The sequence below is a fragment of the uncultured Aquimarina sp. genome (assembly GCF_947492965.1).
Taxonomy (GTDB): domain Bacteria; phylum Bacteroidota; class Bacteroidia; order Flavobacteriales; family Flavobacteriaceae; genus Aquimarina.
In genome coordinates, this window is sequence record NZ_CANLOZ010000001.1 from 878,331 (window position 1) to 901,086 (window position 22,756).

The window sequence follows — 22,756 nt, forward strand, 5'->3', positions numbered from 1 at the left end:
TCCATACTAGAATTAGTATGGATTTTATTTGGAGATATAAAGTATTGTTGGAAAAACTCGGTATTTGGTTCTTTAATCATTCGAACTTCCATTTCGATATTTATCCATACGATCGATATCATATTTTTCGAACTTTCTTTTTAGTAACCATAATGGACGTTCTAGTGTTAGTTCCCATTCAAATATTTTTTTGAACATTGTTTTTACTTTTTCAGGGTAAACATTCACGAGATTCTTTTGTTCTGAGATATCATTTGATAGATCGTAGAGTTCTGCCAATCTATCGGGATATCGAATCAGTTTAAAATCACCTTCTCTTAATACAGCTCTAACATCTTTTTTCCAGTATAATTCTTTATGAGGTCTAGCTTTTTCCTTTTCATTTATAACAAAAGGAAGTAGATCAACGCCATCAATATCAGTAAGGTCTTTAATATTTCCTCCACCTGCTTTATAAAACGTAGGTAATAAATCTAAAGTACTAACAGGATAATGATAGTGCTTGCCTTTTTTAATTTTATCTGGCCAGCTTAAAACAAAAGGTACTCTTAAACCTCCTTCTAAGTGATTAGATTTTGTCCCACTTAATGGCTTGTTATCAGAAGCATTTTTGTCGGTAGGTCCACCGTTATCATTAGAAAATACTACAATGGTATTTTGATCTAAACCAAGTTCCTTTAGTTTATCCAAAACTCTACCACAGGCTCTATCCATAGCTAGTGTCATTGCAGCAAGTTCCTTTCTTTTTCCGGTAAGATTAGGAAATTTTGCTAAGTCTTCTTTTGTTGCTTCCATTGGTGTATGTACAGCATTAAAAGATAACATCACGAAAAAGGGCTTATTTTTGTTAGCCTCAATAAAGTTTATAGTTTCATCTGCCAAAGCATCTGTTACATAGGTTTCAGGTTCTTCATAACTTCTAAAACCACGTTCTATTTTTTTGTCGTGATGAATGCCAGCTAAATTATCATATTTGAAATAGCTCCGGTCTCCACCTCTAAAACCATAGAACACATCGAATCCTCTTTTTAATGGATGATATCGATCTGCATCTCCTAGGTGCCATTTGCCAAATAATGCATTGGTATATCCAAGTCTTTTCAAATAATCTGCCATGGTTACTTGATCCAAAGGTAATCCCATGTCGTCACCTAATAAAGCAGAGTTTTCGCTCATATATCCTGGCACGTTGATTTCTTCATATCCAAATCTTTGTTGATATTTCCCAGTGATAAGACCAGCTCTAGAAGGTCCACAAGTAGCGTCGGTTACATACCCTTGAGAAAAAACAACTCCTTTTTTTGCCAGTTTATCTAAGTTTGGTGTTTTCATGACCTTACTCCCTTGAAAACCAAAATCAGCGTACCCAGCGTCATCTGCAAAAAATAATATGATGTTTGGTTTTTTTTGCGCTTCGATCAATTGTATCGATAAAATGGCAATTAAAAAAAAGAACTTGTACTTCATGTAGCAATTATTAAATTTTGAAATTTACAACGTTTTTTGGTTTTGGTAATATGTAAAATGTTAACTTAAAAAAGTTCGACATAGCTTGTGTATAACCTGAAAGCTGTTGATTTTAGTATTTTTACAATTATTGGGAGCAAAATAAAAATAACGATGATTTGTAATGAAAATACTCGCTTCAGGTATGATTTCCTCTTCCAAAGAGAAAATGAACTTAGTTGAGTCACTATGCCGAACTTTTACAGAATTATTTAATTAATAGTCTTTTAGAAATAGTACGAGTACCGTTTTGTATTTTCAAAAAGTAAATACCTTCTTTCAATCTGCTCACATCTAGAACAACTTCATTTTCTGTAATTGATTGAGGTGTTAAAACGACACTACCAATCATACTAATAACGGTTACTTTTGTATTAGTTTCATCAAAATCATCCAATTCTATTGTTACAATATCTTCTGCAGGGTTTGGATATATCTCAATATTTGATTCATTAATTCGCGATGTTGTAGATTTAACAGGAACTAGTTTCCATTGGGTTCGATTATTAATCTCAGTATTAGGTCTTAGTTCTATTACACTATTGTTTTTATTTGTTTTAGGTCTTATGTATTTCCCAGAAGCTCTATTACGTAAAAAAACAAAACTGTTATTGGAAGGTATTTCTTTCCATTGTGTCCATGCACCAGTAAATGTATTGGGTTGTTGCTCTAAAATATTTCCATCCTCTCCATTCGCTCCTTTTGGTCTAAAATATTTTTTTGTTTTAACATTTTGGAAATAGAACCAACCATTATCACCATTTACTTTTTTCCATTTCACCCAGTTACTAATATTACGTGCAGGAGATAACTTTATTTCTGAACCGTTTTGATTGTTAACGGCTCTAAGCTTTTTACCTGTTGCTCTATGTACAATGAAAAATTCTCCTGTAGGGTTAGGAACGTTATCTGTAGGATTAACTATTACGCTTACGGATGCTTCAGTTTTTTCTGCTTCATCATCATAAGCGATCACTCTTATGTTTCTATTTCCTTCAGCAGCATTTGTATAGATGAATTGATATGGAGCACTTGCTTTTGTACCTAAGAGTTGATTGCCATCATAGAATTCTACTTTAGAAATACTTCCATCAGCATCTGAAGCTTCCGCTCTAATGATAATTTCATCTCCGAAATCGAATTGTTGATTAGCGTTAGGACTTGTAATTGTAAGTTCTGGAGGAGTGTTGTTATCAGCGTTAGTTTTGTTCCAAACTCTAATGTAATCAACATACATAGATTCAGGTAATTCTCCTAATTGCTGTCTTGCTCTCTCTGCTAAAGTCTGTAATCTTTGATTGTTTGGATAATCGCCTTGTGGATCAAATGAGGTAAATGCATTACCACCAAAGTCTACAAATGGTACTCTCATACCTAAAGACATAATTACTCGTAACGGCAATTTACCCCAATGTGTATTTTTCAAAGTTTTTCCAACTTTTTTACCATCTACAAAGAAATGAATTTCATCACGCGTAATTTCACAACCATAGGTATGCCAACCTTTGCGAGGATCAAAACCAAGAGGGTATTTATTTAATTGCTCGTCAGGGTTTTGTTTCGGTCTTACCCATCTTCTTCCGTTACCATTTTTGAAAGCAATATGTAGGTTAGATTCTGTGTCTTCTACACCATCCTGAACTCCATTATAAAAATCGTGTTGTTGTAATTCCTGGATATCAATCTCAGTATAAATTACACCATCTTCTGCAGGGTTGTTATCAAAGAATTTGCTGTACAACCAAAAGGCTGGACATAATCCTCTTGATTTATCAATACCACCATTAAAAGGATGTGGATCTGGATTATCAATATCTGCTCCTCTAATAACGGCTTCAATATATCCTTCAAAATTTGGAGGCAATGATTGTTTAGACTGAAGACATCCTGCATTGTAGAATTTACCATTTACAGCAATGGATGTTCCATTAGGATTTACTCCATTGTATCGTGCTGTGATTTTAGCCGAACCTCTATTAAAATAATCTCCTCTGGATACATTAGAGCTATTAGTTAAATTCCAAGCCGCAATGTTGGGTAAGTTATTATTTTGTTCCCATTTTCCGGACCAATTGATACCACCGCTATTAAACTCATCAGACATGTCTTCTATTAAGGTAAATACATCATCAGGATTAGTAGTTATTACTGGTTGCCCGTTTGCTGGCGGATTGTTATCTATAGAATTAATGGTAATAACCACTGATTCTTCAGCTTTTTCTCCTTGATCATCATAAGCGATGACTCTTATATTTCTGTTTCCTTGGGGAGCTCCTGTATACGTAAATTCATAAGGAATAGCCGTTTTGGATCCTAATAATTGATTACCGTCATAAAATTCTACTTTGGTGATGCTTCCATCAGCATCAGAGGCTTCTGTAGTTATGATTATTTCTTCTCCTTGCTCAAATTGCTGATTAGAAGAAGGACTTGTAATTACAAGTTCTGGAGGAGTGTTTGTATTAGAACTTGTTTTGTTCCATACTCTTACATAATCAACATACATGGATTCAGGCAATTCTCCCAACTGTTTTCTAGCTCTTTCTGCAAGAGTTTTTAGACGTTGATTATTTGGATATTCACCTTGTGGATCAAATGAAGTGAATGCATTTCCTCCGAAATCTACAAATGGTACTCTCATACCTAGCGATAGAATTACTCGTAAAGGTAACTTACCCCAATGAGTGTTTTTTAAAGTTTTACCGACTTTTTTTCCATCTACAAAGAAATGAATTTCGTCACGTGTAATTTCGCATCCATAAGTATGCCAATCGTCACGAGGATCAAAACCAAGAGAATATTTGTTTAATTGTTCATCAGGATTTTGTTTTGGTCTTACCCATCTTCTTCCGTTACCATTTTTAAAAGCGATATGTAAGTTAGATTCTGTGTCTTCAACACCATCCTGAACACCATCATAGAAATCATGTTGTTGTAACTCTTGTATATCGATTTCTGTGTAAACAACTCCTCCATCAGCAGGGTTGTTATCAAAGAATTTGCTGTATAACCAAAAAGCAGGACATAATCCTCTTGATTTATCAATACCGCCATTAAAAGGGTGTGGATCTGGATTGTCGATATCGGCTCCTCTAATAACAGCTTCAATATATCCTTCAAAATTAGGAGGCAATGATTGTTTAGATTGAAGACATCCAGCATTGTAAAATTTACCATTTATAGCAATGGATGTTCCATCAGGATTTACTCCATTATATCGTGCGGTAATTTTAGCAGAACCTCTATCGAAATAGTCTCCTTGTGATACGTTGGAGCTGTTGGTTAAATTCCATGCAGCAATGTTTGGGAGGTTATTATTTTGTTCCCATTTTCCAGACCAATTAATACCTCCAGTTTCAAATTCATCAGACATATCATCCACTAAGGTAAATACATCATTGGCATTAGTAGTTATTGCCGGTTGTTGCCCATATAATTGTAATACAAGCAGGCATAACAGCATCGTTGTAATAACATTTTTTTTCATGTTGTTGGTTGAGTTTGCGTTAAATATTAGCGCACAAATCTAAATCAACTATAACGTTATAGTGAGTTCCCAATTAACCAGTTATTACATTATTTTAACCCCTTTGTATTTTTGACTAATTTTAATTGGTGTGAAGGAGTTTTTAAGTCTTCTATTGATTTAAAAAATTAATAAGTGTAGAATTTAAAAACAGTTTGACTTCTATATGGATCTTCTGGATACGTTATGCTTTTAGGGGCGTTATCCAGATTTGGAGCATTCGGATATCTATGAGTTTCACAACAGAATCCAGTAAATTTCCCATATTGATCTCCGTTTTCGCGTTTTAATTTATCCGAAATATAATATCCTGTATAAAATTGCATTCCTGGTTCTGTGGTGGAAATATCCAATGCTCTTTTGTTGGATGGGTGAAAAAAAGTAGCCACTTTATGAAGTAAAAAATTATTATCAAATAGATAATAATGGTCATATCCTTTTTCCAAAAACTTCATAGCATCTCCTAATAGTTTTTCTTCCCTAAAATCTCCAGGTTTTTGGTTTAATAAAATTTTATTTCCGTTTGCAATCCCAAAAGTATCTAGTTCTAAAATATGATCTGAATTAATCTGTACTTTATGATTAGCAATATCTTCTTTAAAACCAGATAGATTAAAATAGGTATGATTCGTTAAAGATATTGGAGTAGTTTTATCGGTTTCCGCATAGTAAGAAATGCTTAGTTCATTTATATTATTTAGCTCAAATCTCACTTCAATATTTAAGTTGCCTGGATATCCTTGCTCCAAATGATAACTTTTTAATTTCATTGTTATACAGGAGCTATTTTTATTAGCTTCATAGGATGCTTGCCATATTTTTTTATCAAATCCATTAGTTCCTCCATGTAAATGATTTCCTCTGTCATTTTCTTGTAAGTTGTATATGTTTCCTTCTAATTTGAAAGCACCTTTTTCAATTCTAGAAGCACATCTTCCTATAGTAGCTCCGAAATAAGGGTTGTTATTTAAATATTCTTCCGAAAAATAGGATTTTACAGAGTCAAAACCACAAGTTATTTCTTCCAGGTTCCCTTTATGATCCGGAGTGATGATCGAGGTTATGGTTGCGCCATAGTTTGTTATTTTAATAGAAACATTGTTGTCATTTGACATTTCAAATAAATAGATTTCTTTACCTTCTCTGAAACCAATTATGTTTTTTTCGATGCGCATTTTGACTAGTTTAATTGTACTTTAGAAAAATTGACGTTTAAATAATATCTCGAAGATGTATATCGGTAATAATTTTAATCTACAACTGTAGCTTAATATTTGTTTTTTCAATGATACTAGGAATACTAAATAGGTCGGATTAAAGAGTTAACTTAATGCAGTTAAAGGTTAATTTATGAGCTTTGGGGTCTATCGGCAATAATTACCTTCGTTGGATGTATTATTTTGAATATAAATTTTTCAAAAGAAAAACCACACAAAATGTTTATTCATGAGATTACTTCATCTTATCATAGTATTAGTACTACTTATTAGTTGTAAACAAAAAGAAACTGTAGAAAAAGATATCCAACAAAATACAAGGCCGAATATTTTGTTTATCGCGATAGATGATCTTCGTCCAGAACTTGGGTGTTATGGATCTGATATTGCTATTACACCAAATATAGACGCTTTAGCTGCTAATGGATTACGTTTTAATAAGGCGTATACACAACAGGCTATTTGCAGTCCTTCTAGAGCAAGTCTAATGACAGGCTCCAGACCAGAGACGATTGGTGTCATAGAAAATTATGCCTATTTCAGGGATTTAAATCCCAATATCGTTACGTTACCTCAGCATTTTAAAAACAACGGGTATGAAACTATTCAAATAGGTAAGATTTATCATAAACCATCATTTAGTGACGCTAAACTTTCTTGGAGTAAGGAACCTGCAACGGAAAGAATGAAGTTTAAAAGAGAAATAACACCTGGAGGTTTTGCACTTTTTGAAAACCAAAAAATGTATCAGGAAAACAAAGCTGATATGATTGCAAAATACGGTAAAGATGCTGCTAGTAAAGGTTTAGGAAAAGGACCTGCATATGAAAAAGCTGATGTTCCGGATTATTTTTATGAAGATGGGTATAATGCCTTATTAGCGACAGAAACCCTTGAGGAGTTGAAGGAAAAAAATCCGGATAAGCCTTTCTTTTTGGGAGTTGGTTTTAAAAAGCCTCACTTAGACTGGTTGGCTCCCAAAAAATATTGGGATATGTATGACCCAGAAAAAATTAAACTTTCTGCACAGACTAAAGGTCCTGAAAATGGTGCAGAGATGGGATTACATCCATCATTCGAATTACGAGTGAGAAGTGGTATCCCTAAAAAAGGAAAGATTAATGACTCGTTAGCCCGAGTATTAAAGCATGCATATCTAAGTTCTGTTACCTATATCGACGCTCAAGTAGGTAAAGTAATTCAAACTTTAGAAGAACTAGGCTTAAGAGAAAACACTATTATTTTGCTATGGAGTGATCATGGATGGCATTTGGGAGAGATGGGAATTTGGGGTAAAGCTACCAATTATGAAATATCCACACGAGTTCCTATGATTATAAGTGCACCTAATATGCTAGATAGTAGTAAGGGGAGATCCACGGAAGCATTGGTAGAGTTAGTAGATATGTACCCCACCCTTGTGGAGTTAGCAGGTTTAGAAAATCCCGAACATCTAGAAGGACAGAGTTTTGTTCCACTAATAAATAATCCTAACAGATCATGGAAAAAAGCAGCCTTTAGTCAGTTTCCTTCTCCAGCTTTACGAGAATGGGCTGCCAATCCACTATCGCAAGGTATGAGAGAAACATATTTTGGTCCTTTGATTATTGATGTAGAGGAACGTATTAAAAAACAACAAAAAGAAAAATGGGATAGAACACTATTTGAGCAGAATCTTATGGGGTATTCTATGAGAACTCAAAAGTACCGATTAATCGCATGGAAGGATTACAAGGACAAGAATAAAGCTCCAATATTCGTGGAATTGTATGATCATATAAATGATCCTGAAGAAACCATGAATATCGCTATGGAAAACCCAGAAACTGTTTCAGTACTATTAAAGCAACTGGAAGCAGGGTGGAAAGGAAACCAAGCTAATGAATGATGAAGGGTAAAAACATCGAACGAACATCTCTGATAATTTGAAATAGATCCATACATTTGAGAGCTAAATTGAAGTTTTGATATAGAAATATGAAACTACAATTGTTTGATATTCAAAAAATCAAATATGAAATAAACCATGATAATAAGGTAATATCCATAGAAATGATTATTGGTGAATTCCATCTGACAATTGAAGAAAAATAAAATATAAACAGATGAAATTGAAATTATTTTTTGGTCTAATATGTATGTCTCTTTTATTTGTGTGTCTTCAAACAAGCTGTAAAAGAAAGACAAAAGATTCTGATATAGACCGTTCTTCAGAGATAAAAAATCAAACAGATGATTATCAACTTCTAGATTTAATTACCGATTTGCCTGAAAATGTTACCATTCCTAAAGGAATGAAGTGGATTCCTGGAGGAATTTTTTATCAAGGTGCGGTAGATAGCGATATAATGGCAATGAATCATGAAAAACCTAGACATAAAGTTGCTATACACAGTTTTTTTATGGATTCTGTAGAGGTTACTAATGGCCAATTTAAAAAGTTCGTCGAAGAAACTGGATATATAACACTTGCTGAACGATCAGTGGATTGGGAGGAATTGAAACTACAATTGCCTCCAAATACTCCAAAACCTCACGATTCTGTTTTACAGCCTGGTTCTCTAGTATTTAAAAAAACAAAATCATCCGTTACAAATTTTAGGAATTATTCTCAATGGTGGTATTGGAAAATTGGAGCGAACTGGAAACATCCATCTGGTCCTGGGAGTTCTATAGATGGTAAAGACAAAAATCCGGTAGTACATATTGCATTAGAAGATGCACAAGCGTATTGCGAATGGGCGAACAGACGCTTACCTACAGAAGCTGAATGGGAGTATGCTGCGCGAGGTGGAAAGGAGAATATGATTTTTTTCTGGGGAAATGATAAATCAAAGTTAACAGCGTATGCAAATACTTGGACAGGAGAATTTCCTGTTTACAATGATCGTGCTGATGGGGCAGAACATCTAATGGAAGTAGGGAAGTATCCTTCTAATGAATATGGTTTATATGATATGGCAGGGAATGTCTGGGAATGGACAGAAGATTGGTATAATACTGAGTATTACAAGAGTTTTACCGATCAAGATCTTTCGATTAACCCAAAAGGAGCTATAAAACCTTTAAATCCTCCGAATCCCTATGCTTCTGAAAAAGTTATAAGAGGTGGATCTTTTCTATGTAGTGATTCCTATTGCGCTAGTTATAGATTATCAGCAAGAATGAATGCCGCTCCAGATTCTTCTACAGATCACATAGGATTTAGAACTGTGATTAGTATAGATCAACTTTTGTCTGGAACAAATTAGTAAAGTTCTATGTGGATATATCATAAAACACCTTACTAGAGCCATTAATAGTTCTAGTTTTATTGACATTTTTATAACGTTTTTAATTGTTTTTTAACGGTTGAATTATCAACTTCTCAAAGAAAGATAAGATAGTGCTTGCTTGAGGTAAATGAATTTCATTAGCTGTAACATTTTTGAAATAATTTTACACAATAATTAATTGCAATGTCGACTTGCTCAAAATCTTATTTAACACAAACTTATATTAACTAAAGTCGTAAGTACAGAAAAACTTTTCATAGCAAAGTGTAGAGAATGTACAATTCTTAACACTGATTACTTTCCTTGTTTATAAATAACATTATTTAAAAACTAGATTTTCAAATTAATATAGATTTGAAGTGGACAATCTATGCTTTGTTTGAAGATTTGCGACACAAAATTTTGAAATGATGAATATCAAATCAATTATACAAAAAACTTGCTTTTTACTTATCTTTTTAGGACTCGCTAGCTGTTCATTTGATAATATAGAAGAATACGAATCTCAAGAAACTATTAGTCAAGATTTAGATGGAGATAAAAGTCCGCCAAATTTTAATTCAGGAAATTTTTATACACCTCCACCACCGAATATAAAAAGAGTGCGATTTGATGGTAGTACGAGTGCAGAACTAAATCTTTTTATCAATCGAAATAAAAAAGATGGGGCAATTATAGAAATTCCACAGAACACTTATACTTGGGGTAAAGTTGTACTGAAATCCAATATACATTTAGAAATTGCTGCTGGCACCATTATTAAACCAGATATGAATAGGGGAGCTATTTTTAATATTGGAGCAAGTAAAAATGGTGCTCGTCTAGAGAATGTTAGTATCGTTGGTAAAGGAGGTCGATTTACCATAGATATGTGTGATGCTAGATTTACGAACCAATTTATAGCGGCAGCTCGAGTTGGGCGAGTAGACAATTTTAAATTATCTCGTTTTAATATTAAAGATCGTAGAAGTATTTTGAACTCAATTCTGATGATCCATGTTTCTGGTGCATCTGAAAGAAAACCTGGAGCTAAAAATGGAATCATTGAAAACATAAGTCAAACCGGTTCTCATACAGGTTATGGGTTAGTTCAGACCTACAATTGCAGTAATATATTATTTAAAAATCTTCGATGTGAAGGAGGAATTACATTACGATTAGAGACAGATGATAGATCCATGAAAAATGATGTTAAAAATGGAACAAAAGATGGTGGTGTGGAAGATATTTTTGCAGATGGTATTCATAATAGTAGAGGTTTGTCTTCTTTGATGTTGTCTCCTCATTTTGCACAAAATGGAAAAGTGAAGGCTAGACGAATTACCAGTACAAGCTCTGGTTTTACTATTAGATATGACGAAGGAACACTAGCTATTTTTGATTCACAAAGAGCATTTCCTCTTACAGATGCAGGAAGAACGCAGTTCCAAGATTTCGTAAAAGCTCAGTTTGCAGGATTTACCGGTAGAGCTTTTAGGGAAAATGCTTTTAAACGTAATAATGGCACACAATGGGCAGTGAATTTATCACCAGAAATTTTAGATTATCCTAATAGATCGGGTTATATCACCAGTCAAATAGGAAATTTGAAAGCTGGGAAGTTTGAAAATCCAACTGCAAGTAAAGTGGTAGCTAATTATGGAACCAAAGCTAAGCTAAAACAAAAGCACTTAAAGTTTGTTCCTTGCAATCAGTGGAATAAGATGACAGATCCAGGAGCCAGCTATGGGTTATTTAAAGGATTTGAATACATTGGTCCTTCTGCTGGAATAAGTATAGGTGATGGAGTGAGAATAACTGGACAGAAATGGAATAATTTTCCAGATGGATTTATTCAGAATGTAAATGATAGTACACAACCTAAATGTGCTAATAGCCCAAGTAGTATTCAAGCAGCTACAGGAAACTATCCAGATTGTAATTAAAGTAGAGTTTACGTAAATGACAAAAAGGCTGTGTAAAAAATTTAGACAGCCTTTTTTATTACTGGAATATTCTGAACTATATCAAAAATACTTTCATAAAACTTGAATAATAGAACAAGTTTAAGATGATGATGACTTTCTTTGCAGTTTACTATGAATTTCTTCTAAGGTCATATTTTTGGTTTCTGGTAAAAATTTATAGAGAATAATCAAACCTATACATACGATAACGGCATAAAATATGAAGATGGTGCTAGCTCCCATATTGCTTAGTTGCCATGGAAAAAAGAATTGTACTAACGCACTTACCGTGCTAGATACTAAAGCAAATAATGGTATTGCAATTCCACGCAAATGTATTGGGAAAATTTCTGAAAACAATACCCACATAATAGGACCAATCGAAAAATTGAAGGCAGCTACAAAACTTAAAATACCTAATAATATTAACAATACGTTTAAGTGTGCAGATTCTTTTAATAAACTACCCGAATTATCACGTGCAGCAGCTACACCTATAACTTCTTTGATAGCTTCTTTGAATTCGATATCAGTAGTATATTCTTTTCCAATTAATACTTGTAATTTTTCTGCTTCGGGAATTTCACCCATTTTAGCTACAGACTCTTCTGTAATCGTATATGTTGCCTGATTAAAACCGTAAGCACACATTCCTAAACTTATGATGATCCAGAAGAGACCACCAATAACCAAAGGACGTCTTCCAATTCTATCAATTAACACCAATGAAAAAATGGTAGCTAATAACCCTATAACACCTAGCCATATAGCACTAGCAAATGCTCCGTCAGTTCCTAATCCAAGCTGCTCGAACATCGTAGAGGCATACGTCATAATCGCATTGATACCTGTGGACTGCTGCACTATGGCCAAAGTAAGACCAATGATCAAAATGACTCTCATAGGCTTACCAAAAATCTCTGATAATTGAGATCCTACAGATCTGTTTGTATTAGAAATAGCTACACTTTCTTTCATTTCAATAACATGACTTTCGATTTCTTCTGCTTGGTATACTTTTAATAAAGACTTTTTTGCTTCTTCGATTCTATTTTTATAAATCAACCAAGCAGGGCTTTTTGGAATTTTAAATAATAATACAAACCACAACAAGGCTGGGATAATTTCAATCCCTAGCATCCAACGCCATCCTGTTTCATTTAACTGTATGGTTTGTACCCATTCGGCGTCTGAAGACATTTGTTGTAAAATCCAATAATTGATAAAATATGCTGCAGAGAATCCTATTCCTATATTAATTTGTAGCATAGAGACCAATTTACCTCTCTGATCTGCTGGTGCAATTTCTCCCATATACATGGATGCCAATGTTATGGAACTAAAGGCTAAACCTCCTAAAAATCGAGCTGCAAAAAGGGTAGTAAAAGAAGTTGCTAAAGCCGATCCAATAGCCGAGATGATATAAAGCAAGGCTATTATCTGTAAGGTAGTTTTTCTTCCGTATTTATTGCTAGACCATGCTGATAAGGGTAATGCAATTAACACTCCTAATCCAGGTCCAAAACCTATGGCGCCTATTTCCCATTCATTTAAATTAAATTCTGAAGTAATAAACTTAAATCCTCCTGAGATAAGTGCTGCATCCAAACCAAACACAAATCCTCCTAATGCCACAATAGTCGCATAGATATAGGCATTCCTTTTTTGCTTATCCATAATTATCTTTTGTAAAAAGGTTTATTTATCCTCGTTTTTGCCAAACGCGAACGTAATCTATTTTATAATCCACAATTCCGTCCTCTTTCTGATTTGCAGGACTGTTTGCTTCTAATTCTTCTTTACTTTTAGGATATCCATGCCAATGAAAAATCTCCATATCTAACCACAAATGTATAGGAACGGTAGCTACATATCCTTTATAATTTTTATCAACTTCTCTATTGGCTATTGCCCAATCCGTTACTTGTGCTGCACTGACTTGGGAAATTAATTTCCCATCGACATAATAGGTAATTCCTTTTTCATTCCATTCAAAACCATAGACATGAAAATCTTCAGCCATTCTAAAACCAAGATCTTTACGTTCTGTATAGGTAGGTTTTCCCTTTAGATGTTTCCAATCACGAATAGACCACCATAATTCACTATCTAGATGTTGTTTTTCTGGTCCAATTCCATCACCAAAGGACTCGAAAAAATCCATTTCTATCTTATTACCTGTGGACCAAAATGCACTGGTAACCTGAGTATCTGCTGATTTACTCCGAATTTCAATATATCCGTATTTAAATTCTCGTCTACCAATAAAACAGGCGGTGGTAATATTTTCATAAGGCATGGGATCACCAAAAAAAGGAACTCGTATTTCATCACTAAAAGGGAAGTTAGGTTCCCATCGTATTTCAAGGTTTAAAATACCATCCTCTAAACGATAATTTCGACCAGAAAACTGTGAAGGAGCTCTTCCTTTCCAAACCTTTTTGTTGGGTTTGTCAGGGTGTTTATAAAATGGTTTTCCATCTTTAAACTTCCCTACGATATACCACTTTTCTTCGTCAATTTCCGTGTCGTTAAATTCATCACTTACCTCAGTATTTAATGACCAATTCCCCTTATTTTCCGAATCAGATAATGGAAATACAGTTTGATTTTGGGCATAAAAACTGTAAGTTAAACCTACCCATAAAACACTAAGTACTTTTGTTTTCATTGATCTTATTTGCTTTCTAAGATATGTAAAAGCAACACTCCCTTAGAAGAGAGTTTAAAGCTCGCATCTAATTCCTGACCATTAAGCATGTTTTTTATGCTGAAAGAAGTATTGTTGTCGTCACTAATTTTTAAATCTGAGGTGGTTTTTCCTAGATTGATAATCGTCATGATATATCCTTCTCCCTTTGGCTTTTCTGTAATTCTCCATGTACAGGTTTTGTTATTCGTGCCATTATTTTCAGAAAGTTTGATGTTAGATATTTTATCAGTAACCGAAATCATGGCTAATTTTTTAAAACTATCAAGATTGTTTTCTTCTGCATAAATAAGTTTTCCAGTACCTGAGGATAATTGCTTGTTGCGTAACTGCCCATATTCGTTTTTTGATAAACTGTTTGAACTGTCTATAATAATAGTTCCTCCTTGGTCTAAATAGCTTTGTAGCGCATCAAATTCTTTGTCGGTTACAAATTCAGTTTTGTAGACAGCTATAACATCCCAGTTAGAGTGATCTTGTTTTGTAATGATCTTTTCAGTGGCAAAACCAATTGCTAAACCTTCAAAGTATAAAGATTCATATAATTCAGAATGTTCTGTCATATGATGCTTTTTATTGATAGCCGATGTTTCGGAATGGAATAATCGCAAGGGTCTTCTTTGATCTCTTAATGCTAGTATTTCTTCAGAAAAACTATTTAGATCATACATCACCTGAGAAACTTCATTTACCACATGAGGCTGCATATTTGCAGAACCTGCATAAGAACCTGCTAATGCTGGATCAAAAAAGTTTAGTTCTCCTTCTAATCGATCTTCTGGAGAACCATCTGCATCTCGCGCCCAAAACCAGGACATACTAGCATCCATTCCATGTAATGTTGCTAACCAAAAACTACTACGCACATAATCAATTGGAGTATCTAATTCTCTCCATCCTGAGGTGGATAAAAAATGCCCCTCAGAATTGATATGAATTTTGTTAGGAGAAACAGATTCCTGGAAATCATATGAATGTGCCAATTCACTCCAGTAGTAGGCATATTTTTCTTCCCACTTTTCTGGTTTTTTAGATCTATAATTTCTTCCTCCAGTAATTTTAGCGTCGTCACCGATCATAGAGGTTAATTCTGTTAAGGCCTCGTAATCGATTCCATGAGAACGATAATCATCTACAAACAGTTTTGCCATGATTTTTATATGCGTATCAGCCTCAGGGTTTACGGATCGTAATTCATTTTGTAAAAAAGTAAACCACTCAATTCCTCTATCCATATTATATCTACACCAATCATACCATAATGGAGTGTCGCGTTTTGCTTTATCCATTGGAATTTCGACTGTAATTTCTTCAAAACTATTGAAATTACTTTCCCAATTCGTATTTAATGTTTTGATGTCATTCTTATATTTTTCTGAAAGCCAACTTCTAAATTTATTTAGTGTATAGCTAGAAATTGAATTCATTTCTAGGAATTTGTATGTCCAATGTCCTTTTTCTGAAAACCAATGAGGTTCGTTAGATAAAATATATCCTAGGTCGGTTACTTTTTTACCTTTAGTAACTTCTCCGGTTTTTTTTATGACTTTACTCCAAACTTCTCTTAACAGCGGATTGTCAACATCAAATCCTGTAAATAATGATCTACCTTTTTCAATTTCTGGTTCTTTTTTCTTCATCCAATCAGGAACTCCCATGTTCCAGAGTAGTAGGAAACCAATATTTGTATCTGGAACTTCAGTGATATAGCTCAATAACTTTTCATCAAAAGTACCATCTTCATTAAGCATATAGGGATTACTTGGTCTATCCTTATTTACTTCGTATAAATGACTCCCAGTATGATAAATTGCTCCTAAATGATCATTATAAATATTGGTATCTGTCAATGGTGCTCCAACAGTTTTAGAAAAGTAATCATGCAAAAAAATGGGTCTACCTTTATTTACTAATCTGTTGTCTTCTACTGTAATATTTTGCCAATCTATTTTTTGAGCTGCCTTTCTTGTTATAGTACCATCTAAAAGGTCATTTAAATTTTTAATTCCAATATCTATTATTTCAATAACCTTTTTTCTTTCAAAATCAGGCAATTCATCGGCTAATTTTATTTTGTCGGTTTCATATTTTTCATAATACCCAAAAAGTTTTTCTACCGCATCATTATTAGTTTCATCCCAATTAGCAAACTTTAGAAATTCTTTAGCAAACCACAAAGTTGTTTCTTCTCGAGTAACATCTATTGCTTTGCTTTTGGCTTTATCCATTAACTTTTCGAGTATTTCTATTTTACTCAATGCTTCTTTTTCATAAGTGATTTCTTCTTGCTTACAATTGGAAAAAGAGATTAGTAAAATAAAGAGCGCGTATTTTGTTAAGGCTTTAGGTATTGTTGGTATAAGTATTCTGAAATATGGCACTTTATAGTTGTTTGGCTGTTATGGGAAATAGTTCTTTTAAGGAACAAAAATCTAAACAAGTTTAATTAATTTTCTATTGTTAAAAATAATGACAGAAACATAAAACGTAACAACGATAATGTCTCTGCCATTATTACAACTCTAGATTACTAACAAAACAATAAAACTTTTAATTTAAAAGATTCGGGTTTTCGTCTACAATTACCTGTGGTAAAGGAGAAAAGTAATTATCTGTACTTAAGCTTCCGCTTATTATATTCACCTCTTGAAGCAGTGTTCCATCATTGGTCATAGAAGTAGATGGAGTTCTGTTGGATAAAGCCTGTTCCACACGTTGCATCCTTACCAAATCATTCCATCTTAGATATTCTCCAGTGAATTCCCATTTTCTTTCGGTAAAGGCTAATTCTGCTAGATCTCCTGTAGTAATATCAACATAGGTTAATCCTGGTATTTCATTTCCTTCTAGATCCAATTGTGGAACAGGACTTGTGACTGGTGTGTTAAATGGTAATCCAGCTGCGCGTCTTCTCACCATATTCAGAGCTTCCCAGGAATCTGTTGTTATATTTCCTGATCTTCCTGAGGCTTCTGCATAGGTTAAAAGGATCTCTGCGTATCGCATATAAAAGTCGTTTCGTTCTGTAAAGTGCCAAGCTCCTGTCATTGGTAAATCTCCTGCAGGACCTGTTATTTTTGCCAGAATAGGGCTTTTCTGAAGCGTAAGATTCTTCCAATCGATATCCATTCTATAGGTAGCATCTTTTCTAGCTCCCTCAGGAAAATCTTCAAAAAATTTGATTTCTCCATAAGTTTCATCCCATCCTCTAAAAGGCGCTTCTCCTGGATAACCAACTCGATTAAATTTTAAGTTTCTAATTCTTGCACTGCTATTATAGGCAATGGTAAATAAGGATTCTGTATTAAATCTATTTTCTAATTTCCACAGGTCCTGAAAGTTTTCTACTAAACCAAATCCATGCGCACTGCTGTCGTCAATAACTTTTTTGGCCATTTCTGCAGCTAGCACATATTTTGATGAGTCATTTAATGGAAAACCAGCCCAATCCAAATAGAATCTTGCTAATAATGCTCTTGCAGAGCCTTTGTTTACTCTTGTTGCTCCGCTGATACCTGCAGATGCAAGTGCTGCATTAATCATCGGTAATCTAGATTCAGCTTCTAGTAAATCTTCTTCAATTTGCATAAAAACCTCTAAGCGCGAAGAGGCGCTTACATTTGCTTCTGGAAGTCTTGATAAAGCTAGCGGAAGCTTTTCATGCGTTCTGGCAAGGTGATAATATGCCATTCCCCTTAGAAAATAAACTTCACCTAATAATCGTGAAAGTTCATCTTGATCTACAGTGTCAAAACCTTGTAAAGCGTCTACTCTGGATAAGATAATATTAGTATTATTAATAATATTATACATTCCTCTCCAGTTATTTAACAATCTAGCGTTGGTAGCACTTACGTTACGTTGGTCAAACTCTCTAAAGTCTCCTTTGTTTAATCCAGAATGTGTCGTAATATCATCACCAGCCCAACTTGGCGAGTAAAAGGTTGTAAAAACTGCTGCTGTTCTTACTAAACCATATAGGCCAAAAACACTGGTTTCTAATTCACTTAAGTTTGCAAAAGATTCTGGCGGAACATTAAACTCGGTAAGATCGGGATCTAAATCTGCACAAGAATTTGTCATTCCTATAGATATCATTAGTAGCGTTGCTATAAAGAATCTTGTATAGTGATTTGTTCTTTTATCTTCTTTCATTTTTCATTTTTTAAAATTAAAAATCAAATTTTACTCCTAGTGTATATGATCTGGGAGTTGGTATTGCTCCAATATTAATACCAGATCCAACATCGGTATTTGCTGAAGATGGATTACCTGGTCTTGATGTAACTTCTGGATCGTACCCACTATAATCTGTTATGATTGCCAGGTTTTGACCGCCAACATAAAATTTAGTTCTTACTCCAAATAAATCTGGTATTGTATATCCTATCGTGAGATTGCTTAATCTAATATAATCCCCATCTTCTACAAACTGACTGGAATTTAGTAATGGATTACTTCCTAATCTTGGGATATCCGTTTCATTATCAGGTGTCCACGCATTAAGAGCATTAAAAGATAAGTTATCTCTAAAAGCTCCTCGCTGACCATTAATAGCTCCCTCTACCAGATTGAATACTTTAAAACCATGTGCTCCTTGAATAAAGACATTTACATCCCAGTTTTTATAAGTAAATGTATTATTAAGACCCCAAGTTGTTTTAGGAATACCACTTCCTAGTGGTTGTAAAACTGGTCTGTTATTTTCGTCTAAAACATATCTGGCATCACCAGGACGGAATAGAGGAGTACCGTTAGGTCTGGTCGGGATATCATCTGTGCTTTTCCAGGTGCCTAAAAATACAAATCCGTAGAACTGTCCTAAAGGTAATCCTTCTCTGATCACGTTAATAGGGTTAGTAGTACCATCTATAGATTGAATGTTTCCTACAATCTGCTCTTGCCCATCATTTAGAGCAATAACTTCGTTTTCTACATGAGAAAGTGCTAGGCTAGAGTTCCAGATAAAATCTTTTTGAACGATAATATCTCCTGATAAGGTGATATCAAAACCTTCGTTTCTTACTTCACCAACATTGCTAGAAAAATTAATATTCGAATTAGGAAGTTGACTTACCAATAGAAGATCTCTAGTATTTTTTATAAAGTAATCAAAGGACAATGAAAATCTGTTGGATAAACCTACATCAAGACCTGCATTCCATTGTTCGGTAGTTTCCCAAGTAATATTTGGATTTGCAGCTCTTGAAAATCTATTTCCTATTACTGCAGTAACACCATCGAAGGTTACTGCAGGAAATACATTCACAACACCTGCCTGATTGGCAAGTGGAGAAATAAACTGACTTCCTACTTCACCCCAACTTACTCTAAGTTTTAGATTATTAAACTTACTATCCTCTATCAATTTGTTAAAACCATAGGCTAAAGATACAGATGGAAAATATCCAGTTCTATTATCTCTAAGAAATCTAGAGGATTGATCTACTCTTAGAGAAGCAGTTAGGTATAGATCATCATTATAACTATAAGTTGCTCTACCTAAAAAAGATTGGATAGCTGTTTGTCCCCCTCCGTTACTAAATCGTTGATCATCTGGATTCCCCTCATCTCCACCCACAAAGAAACCAGGTATCGATACATCAACTGTGCTGTAAGAGTTGCTTTCAGAACGAGAACCTTGGAATTCATATACAGCAGTAGCATCTATAGCATGATTTCCAAAATCATTTTTGTAATTAAGGATGTTGCTAACTTGGTGATTAGTGATTCTTGTGTTATTGAAGTTTACTGTAGTGTGTCCAACGGCATCCGTTGTAGAATTATCTCCATCAACGATAAAAGATTGTAAGGTATTGGTAATAGTTGCTAATCCCACTACCATATTGTAGGTGAAATGATCAGAGATTTTGTATTTGAAATCAATATTAGCGTTTAGTCGGTCAGAAATAAATTCTCGATTACTTCTATTGAGGGCAGCAATCGGATTTGGTCTGTTGTTCGCAAAAGAATTTAGAGATTCTATATTGTACCCTCCATTTATACCATCATTACCGCTAAAAATAGGAGTCGTAGGATCATAAGTGATTGCTCTGGTTAATAAACTACCAGTAACTCGGTCAAAAGAATTCGGATTGTTTATGTCTGTTTCCCTGCTACCAAAAAGATTTACTCCTAGGGATACTCTATCAGAAATATTAGTTTTAATATTAGATCTTAATGAATATCTTTCATAGTCATTAGTGATCACAACTCCATCTTGATCTACATAATTACCTGATAAAAAATAGTTGAATTTATCAGATCCACCGCTAACAGATAGTTGTGTATTTGTTCCAAAAGCTTCTCTCAGAATTGCATCTTCGTAGTCAATTGGATTCGCAGCAAAATTAGCTACTTCCGCATCTGTAAAAATAGGATCATTTCCGTTAAGTACACGCTGCTCATTTTTGAAACGTGCAAATTGTTCAGAATTCAGTCTGTCTATGGATCTCGAAACTTCGGATAATATCGTAAATGTTTCTAGGCTTATTTTAGTTTTACCTTTCCCTTTTTTGGTTGTTACTAAAATTACTCCGTTAGATCCACGAGAACCATAAATTGCTAACGCAGAAGCATCTTTTAAAACATTAATGGAGGCAATATCTGCAGGATTAATACTTTGTAAATTTCCTCCAAAAACACCGTCAATTACTACTAGGGGAGCATTGTTTCCAGTCACGGAATTTACTCCTCGTACCCTAACTTTTATTTGAGAGCCTGGAATCCCACTAGATTTTTGAATCGATACTCCAGAAACTCTACCTTGTAGTGCTTCTTCTGGACGAGAAAGTGGTTGATTTTCAAAAGATTCTGATTTTAAAGTAGAAAATGATCCTGATAAATCCTTTCTTCTGGCAGAACCATAACCTACCACAACTACATCATCTAATACTTCAGAATCTGATTTTAGTTTTATCGAGATGATTTTTTGTTCTCCAACAAGAATTCTCTGAGTTTCATATCCTAAATAAGAAATAATTAAGACATCACTAATAGATGCCGAAATACTAAATTTACCATCAAAATCAGATACCACTCCTTTATCTGTACCTTCAATCAAAATATTCACTCCTGGCACAGGAATATCTCCTTCATCTACTATCGACCCCTCAATTAATTCTTGAGAATACGTAGTTAACATCCCCAAAAAAAGTATAAAAAATAAACTAGCAAAAGCATTTTTAGCTGATGCGTTAGATGTAATGTTCATAATATATGTATTACTTTATCAAAATGAGTTATTGTGTTTTTATATTATTTTCCCTAAAAAAGTAAAGAATACGGATAAAGATATATTTGGCCTGATATGATCTTTATTTTACTATAATTTTACTTTTTCTAAACACAAGACAAGATTAAATCATTAGAAGAAAACTTGATTAGCATTTTTTAACCCACTTATGCATTATTTTAACCTTGTTCTTATTTTTGCAATTTTAGATAGTGATTTGTGAGTTATTTGTATGATTTTTAACAAAAAAATATTGATATAATTAAACTTTTAGTTTTAATCAGTTCGTAACTTTGTAGCTTACTTATTATTTAAAAAAGTCATATTTCTTTCTCTTTACGTGTAACCCCCAAACAATCAGCGTATTCATAATTTATTTTAGTCATGAAACTTACTTATAAAGAAAATGATCTTATGCCGGATAAATCTTTTCTAATCAGAAGAGATACGATTCCTTGTTTAGAGCCAGATTGGCACTTTCATAAAGAGTTAGAACTTATTTATTTTTTAAAGAGCTCCGGAACAAGATATGTTGGCAATTCGATACATCATTTTAATCCTGGAGATTTATACTTAATAGGCAGTAATCTTCCTCATCTATTCAGGAATAATAGTGAGTATTATTCTGAAGATTCGGTAACAGAAAGCGTGGATGTAATTGTTGTGAAATTCGAAGCTGACTTTTTGGGTAGTGATTTTATGGAGTTAACTGAAATGAAAAAGATTAAATCTCTTTTGTATCATTCCAATAGAGGACTCAAATTTTCTGTTGAGGAGAACAGTAAAGTTCAAAATCTTTTTTTGGATTTGGTGGCGAGTGATGGTGTATTTCGCATTACTAAGATTTTGGAAATATTAAATATTTTATCAGGAAAAGAAAATCATCAGTTTTTATGTGGAGAAACACAGGCAGCCTTTTTTCGAAGAGAAGAAAAACAAAAAATTGCTAAAATCATTTCTTACCTGACGACAAACTATCATAAAAAAATAGAATTACAGGAAATAGCTTCTATCGCGCATATGGCTCCTAATTCATTTTGTAGATATTTTAAAAAACAAACACATAAGTCGTTTTCCCAATATCTAAATGAAATAAGAATTATCAATGCCTGTAAATTATTAATAGAAGGAAAACTCCAAATTACTACCATTTGTTACCAATCAGGATTTAATACAATTACAAATTTTAATAGGCAGTTTAAAAGTATCATGGGAGTAACTCCGTCAGAATATCAAAAGCAGTATCATACTTTTTAATATTCTTGAAACAGTATTGATATTTAGTTTGATCGCTTATAATCAGTAGGTTATAGTTGTTTGGTGTGGAATAGGTTTTTGAAAT

At 33.8% G+C, this 22,756-nt stretch carries 12 protein-coding genes; 4 read left to right on the forward strand and 8 right to left on the reverse strand.

What is annotated here, in order from left to right; all coding sequences use genetic code 11:
* Window positions 1-72: 72 nt before the first annotated feature.
* The 3 genes from Q1B37_RS03750 to Q1B37_RS03760 all read right to left on the reverse strand — a co-directional run bounded on the left by Q1B37_RS03750 (window position 73) and on the right by Q1B37_RS03760 (window position 6,207).
* Window positions 73-1,467 carry a sulfatase gene (locus Q1B37_RS03750; RefSeq protein WP_299895594.1) on the reverse strand — a complete coding sequence of 465 codons (1,395 nt, stop codon included), beginning with the start codon at window positions 1,465-1,467 and terminating at the stop codon, window positions 73-75.
* A gap of 247 nt (window positions 1,468-1,714) precedes the next feature.
* Window positions 1,715-4,993, reverse strand: coding sequence for an Ig-like domain-containing protein (locus tag Q1B37_RS03755; protein ID WP_299895596.1), 3,279 nt, complete (start codon window positions 4,991-4,993; stop codon window positions 1,715-1,717).
* Window positions 4,994-5,160: 167 nt separating this feature from the next.
* Window positions 5,161-6,207: an aldose epimerase family protein gene (locus Q1B37_RS03760; protein WP_299895599.1), complete on the reverse strand. Its 1,047-nt coding sequence runs from the start codon at window positions 6,205-6,207 to the stop codon at window positions 5,161-5,163.
* Between the two features lie 271 nt (window positions 6,208-6,478).
* Between Q1B37_RS03760 and Q1B37_RS03765 the strand changes: the two genes are divergently transcribed.
* From Q1B37_RS03765 to Q1B37_RS03775, 3 genes are all read left to right on the forward strand, one after another.
* Complete coding sequence (locus tag Q1B37_RS03765; protein WP_299895602.1) at window positions 6,479-8,137, forward strand: sulfatase; 1,659 nt, start codon at window positions 6,479-6,481, stop codon at window positions 8,135-8,137.
* A 217-nt stretch (window positions 8,138-8,354) separates the two neighbouring features.
* Window positions 8,355-9,500, forward strand: coding sequence for a formylglycine-generating enzyme family protein (locus tag Q1B37_RS03770; protein WP_299895605.1), 1,146 nt, complete (start codon window positions 8,355-8,357; stop codon window positions 9,498-9,500).
* A gap of 434 nt (window positions 9,501-9,934) precedes the next feature.
* Window positions 9,935-11,449 (forward strand): hypothetical protein, encoded by a 1,515-nt coding sequence (locus tag Q1B37_RS03775; protein ID WP_299895608.1) that lies wholly within the window; start codon window positions 9,935-9,937, stop codon window positions 11,447-11,449.
* A 120-nt stretch (window positions 11,450-11,569) separates the two neighbouring features.
* Here Q1B37_RS03775 and Q1B37_RS03780 read toward each other — a convergent pair whose 3' ends face one another.
* The 5 genes from Q1B37_RS03780 to Q1B37_RS03800 all read right to left on the reverse strand — a co-directional run bounded on the left by Q1B37_RS03780 (window position 11,570) and on the right by Q1B37_RS03800 (window position 21,393).
* Entirely contained in the window at window positions 11,570-13,147 is a 1,578-nt protein-coding gene (locus Q1B37_RS03780) for an MFS transporter (protein WP_299895610.1), read from the reverse strand.
* Between the two features lie 25 nt (window positions 13,148-13,172).
* Entirely contained in the window at window positions 13,173-14,141 is a 969-nt protein-coding gene (locus tag Q1B37_RS03785) for a family 16 glycosylhydrolase (protein WP_299895613.1), read from the reverse strand.
* Window positions 14,142-14,146: 5 nt separating this feature from the next.
* The gene (locus tag Q1B37_RS03790) at window positions 14,147-16,561 is read right to left on the reverse strand and encodes a hypothetical protein (protein ID WP_299895616.1); all 2,415 of its coding nucleotides are present in this window, start codon (window positions 16,559-16,561) and stop codon (window positions 14,147-14,149) included.
* A gap of 169 nt (window positions 16,562-16,730) precedes the next feature.
* On the reverse strand, window positions 16,731-18,335 hold the full coding sequence (locus tag Q1B37_RS03795; protein ID WP_299895619.1) for a RagB/SusD family nutrient uptake outer membrane protein: 1,605 nt from the start codon (window positions 18,333-18,335) through the stop codon (window positions 16,731-16,733).
* Window positions 18,336-18,351: 16 nt separating this feature from the next.
* On the reverse strand, window positions 18,352-21,393 hold the full coding sequence (locus tag Q1B37_RS03800) for a TonB-dependent receptor (protein ID WP_299895622.1): 3,042 nt from the start codon (window positions 21,391-21,393) through the stop codon (window positions 18,352-18,354).
* A gap of 405 nt (window positions 21,394-21,798) precedes the next feature.
* Between Q1B37_RS03800 and Q1B37_RS03805 the strand changes: the two genes are divergently transcribed.
* On the forward strand, window positions 21,799-22,671 hold the full coding sequence (locus Q1B37_RS03805; protein WP_299895625.1) for an AraC family transcriptional regulator: 873 nt from the start codon (window positions 21,799-21,801) through the stop codon (window positions 22,669-22,671).
* Window positions 22,672-22,756: the final 85 nt, after the last annotated feature.